Here is a 3,668-nt window from a genome sequence, read left to right on the forward strand (position 1 = left end):
CGATCCTGGGGCTGGGGGCGGCCGGCGCGATGCTGCGGCGCCAGCGGCGGGCGAGGGCGCTCGCGACCGCCTAGTGTGCTGGATTTGAAGTTCGCCGCATTCAGGGCCATGCGCCGAGCGAACTTCAAATCCAAGAAGCACACTAGAAACATACACTTGCTAGTGTCCTTATCGATTCCGAAGTTCGCCAAAGCCAGCCGCAAGCGCTTGCGAACTTCGGAATCGGGACACTAGGGCGTCCTTTCCACGTGGCCGTCCGCACCCCATGTTCACCCGATGGCCGTCGCCTTCACCCGCGAGGAAGATTACGAATCCCAGGCCGCGGACCTGCCGGACCGGCCGGTCTCGGCGCATGCCAACCTGGTGACGGCGAGCGGGCTCGCGGCCATCGAGGCGGCGCTGGCGGCAGCCCGGGCCGCCTATTCCGCCGCGCAGGCCGAGGGCGGGGTCAGCGCCGACCGGACCGCCATGGCCAGGGCGACCCGCGACCTGCGCTACTGGTCGTCGCGCCGGGCCAGCGCCCAGCTCACCGAGCCGGCGGCCGAGGCCGACAAGGTCCAGTTCGGCCGCACGGTCGAGCTCGAGCGCGAGGACGGCCGGCGCCAGACCTTCCGCATCGTCGGCGAGGACGAGGCCGACCCGGCCAAGGGCAGCGTCTCCTACCTCTCGCCGCTGGCGGGGGTGCTGCTGGGCAAGACGGTGGGAGACGTGGCGGCGCTGAACGGCGCCGAGGTCGAGGTGGTCGCCGTCCGCTGAGCCCGGGCCGCGGCGCAGTCTGGTCAAGGTTGCGGGTTCGGCGAAGCCGCCTCGCGCTGACGCTCGAGGTCCCCGATCCGCTGTTCGTAGACGTCGGCCAGGGCGCGGCGCGAGCGGCGGGCGGCGTCTTCGCGCAGGCTGAGCCAGTCCTGCTGCTCGTCGCGCAGATCCTCCTCCGGCGCGCCGGCGGCCACGGCCGCGCGGTAGGCCTGGCTCAGCCGGCGGTCCGCCGCAGCCAGCTCCGGGTCTTCGCAGACCATGCGCTGCGCCGGCGTCCTGGCGAAGCGGCAGTCGAACGAGGCTTGCGGCGGCGCCGGCGCCGGCGGGGTGGCCGGCACGGTGTCGTCGGCCCGCGCGGCGCTGGCGACGTCGCGGGCCACGGCGCTGAAATCCCGCGGCTGCGGGGCGCCGACGAGCGGCGAGGCCATCCGACGCGGCTCGGGCCGGCTCGACAGCGGCCTCGACAGCGGCGGGGCGGCGGCCGGGGCCGACCGCAGGGTCATGGCTAAGGCAGGCGGGGCGGCGAGCGGCGCGGGTTCGGAGAGCTGGGCCTCAGGGGCCGGCGGCAGCTCCACCTGCAGCCGTGGGCGGAGCGCCGGGACAGGCGCGTCGGAGGACGCGAAGAGTAGCGCCTGCCGGCTGAGCGGCGTCCAGTTCAAGGAGACCGCGACGGCGGCGCCCACGACCAGCGCCAGGGCGAGGACGGCGACGCCTCCGCCCCGCCCGGACCGGCGCCGGCGAGGGCCCGGCCACTCGTCCTGCGGCTCCCGCCGCACGGTTTCGGCCTCGCCTTCGGGCGGGTCGTTCGGGGCGTCGCGCAAGGTGTCATCGGCATAGGCGTGGAAGCCTATGAAGGGAGCCGACCCGGCGGGTCGCCCATCGGTTTCGTCTGCGGACATGCCGCCGTCTGCCTCGCCGATCCCTCGAATGGATAAGTCGTCGTGCGGGCGAATTGTTGCGATCGTGTGACCGCGCGGTCTCCAAGCAGCCGGGAAACGCTCTTACGCGGCGGGGGGCGTCGGGCGCCGCCGCCGGCGCTTGGGCGAGAGGTTCGGCCAGACCGGTCGATGGCGGTAGGCGGCGTTGAAGTCCGGGGTGCGGCCGCGCACCCGCCGCTGCTCCAGGAAGGCGGCCAGCAGGGCAGCGACGATCACCCCCGCCAGCGGATTGATCCGCAGCGCCTGGATGAAGTGCAGGACCTCGAATAGCTGGCTCATGGACGACCGATCAAGAACGCTGGGAGCCAACATAGCCGCCGCATGCCTAAGAGCGCGTGAAGCAAGTTGACTAACACTCTCAAAGCTTTGCGGCGTGTGCGCCCGAGGCGGCGAAGGGGCGGGCGGGCCTGCCGGCGGCGTGCAAAATGGTGAATGTTTCGCCGCGGCGGCGGGGCCTCGGTGCGAGTGGAGCCCCCGGCGCTCAGACGGGGATGGCCGGGGGCTCCGCCGACAACCCGCTACGCGGCCGCCGGGCGCCGTCCACGACAAGGCACGAAGCCGCGTACGGACCGCGCCGTCATGAACCGCCCGGCGTGACCCGCAGATGAACCATGGCCCCGCTTCGAACTCTTGGAGATCGACCCTTCTTGTCCGGTCCGGGTGATTCCGCCTGAACCGGGAAGGGTCTAGGCCGGCGGCTCCTCAGGAGGCGGGGGTTCAGGGGGCGGAGCGGGGTCCGGCGCGGTCGCCGAAGTGTCGGCGGCGGGGAGGGCGTCCGGGCTGGCTGCTGCGGGGACCGCCAGAAGCTCCGGTGCGGCGGCGTCGGCGGCCTCGGGCGGCGTTTCGGGGGCCGCCTCCTCTGCGTGGCGCCGGGGCGGCGGCTCGCTCGTCGCCACCTGCATCGCGGGCGCCGGCGTGGCCTCGGGGACCTGAACGGCGACGGCCATCCCCTGCGGCGCGGAGAACGGGCTCGGGCCGGGGGGCGCGAGCTGGCGGGCGAGATTGAGCGTAAAACTGCCGCCCGCGACAAGGGCCAGCGCCAGCACGGCATTGCGGCTGAGACGCCGGGAGTGCGGCCGGATGTCGAGCGCGCTCATGCAGATCGAACCCCGGACGCGGGGCTTCGTTCCCGAGGGGGCTCGGCCGCGACGCCGTCAGTCGCGCGCGCGCGTCCGTCAGCCGGCCGGCGTGGGGCGGGCGCCCTACGGTCCTTCGGTTTGGGTAAGCGTCCGCGCCTCATGCTTCCGGAGGGCGGACAGCAGCTCGTCCCGCGTGAACGGCTTGGCGAGGAACTCGGAGTCGGACACGCCGAAGGCCTCGAAGGAGCTCTCCGAGGTTTCGCCGCTCATGTAGATGACCGGCAGATCGGGGATCGCCTGCCGGGCGAACCGCCCCACGTCATAGCCGGTGGTGCCGGAGCCGAGATTGATGTCGAGGACCAGGGCTCGGAAGGTCGGCGACGTGGCGAGCACTGCGTAGGCGGCGCGATCCGTCTGGACGCATACGGTCTCCAGCCCGGCCTCCTCGAGCACATCGGTGATGAACGCGCAGATCGCGTGGTCGTCCTCGACCACCAGCACTCGCCCCATGCCAACTCCCCATCAGCCGATTTTCCTCAACGCCGTTGGAAGCGTCGGGTTCCCGACGCTTCCAACAAGGCGTCCGGCCCTTGGCGCGCCGTGAGAACCCGGATGGGAGGAACTCTGCCGATAGACCGGCGGAGCGCCCCGCCCAGCAGTCCAGCCGGCTGTTCAATACAAGCCGTGCCGTATCACTGATTCAAAGAGTTAATTCGCGTTTAGTTCAAAGGTTTAGCTCGAAGGATTATGTCAAGTTAACGACTCCCACTTATCCCAGGGTTGTAAGTTGGGATGACACCAGTATGCGTATCAATGTTCGCCGAGCTGACGGACGCTGGTTCCTTATCCAGCAGGGACGGCTGGAGCAGGATTGCTTCAAACGCCTGAGCGACGC

5 protein-coding genes are annotated in these 3,668 nt (G+C 71.2%); 1 reads left to right on the plus strand and 4 read right to left on the minus strand.

Annotation, left to right across the window (positions count from 1 at the left end):
* Window positions 1–276: 276 nt before the first annotated feature.
* Window positions 277–756, plus strand: coding sequence for a transcription elongation factor GreA (gene greA, locus JWP28_RS01770; protein WP_299539318.1), 480 nt, complete (start codon window positions 277–279; stop codon window positions 754–756).
* Window positions 757–779: 23 nt separating this feature from the next.
* On the opposite strand, the gene JWP28_RS01775 is transcribed toward greA, so the two are convergent.
* From JWP28_RS01775 to JWP28_RS01790, 4 genes are all read right to left on the minus strand, one after another.
* The gene (locus JWP28_RS01775) at window positions 780–1,655 is read right to left on the minus strand and encodes a lysozyme inhibitor LprI family protein (protein ID WP_299539320.1); all 876 of its coding nucleotides are present in this window, start codon (window positions 1,653–1,655) and stop codon (window positions 780–782) included.
* A 102-nt stretch (window positions 1,656–1,757) separates the two neighbouring features.
* On the minus strand, window positions 1,758–1,973 hold the full coding sequence (locus JWP28_RS01780) for a hypothetical protein (protein WP_299539322.1): 216 nt from the start codon (window positions 1,971–1,973) through the stop codon (window positions 1,758–1,760).
* A 407-nt stretch (window positions 1,974–2,380) separates the two neighbouring features.
* Window positions 2,381–2,791, minus strand: coding sequence for a hypothetical protein (locus JWP28_RS01785; protein ID WP_299539324.1), 411 nt, complete (start codon window positions 2,789–2,791; stop codon window positions 2,381–2,383).
* A 105-nt stretch (window positions 2,792–2,896) separates the two neighbouring features.
* Window positions 2,897–3,283 carry a response regulator gene (locus tag JWP28_RS01790; protein ID WP_299539327.1) on the minus strand — a complete coding sequence of 129 codons (387 nt, stop codon included), beginning with the start codon at window positions 3,281–3,283 and terminating at the stop codon, window positions 2,897–2,899.
* Window positions 3,284–3,668 lie beyond the last annotated feature (385 nt).

This window comes from Phenylobacterium sp. (assembly GCF_028290885.1).
Taxonomy (GTDB): domain Bacteria; phylum Pseudomonadota; class Alphaproteobacteria; order Caulobacterales; family Caulobacteraceae; genus Phenylobacterium.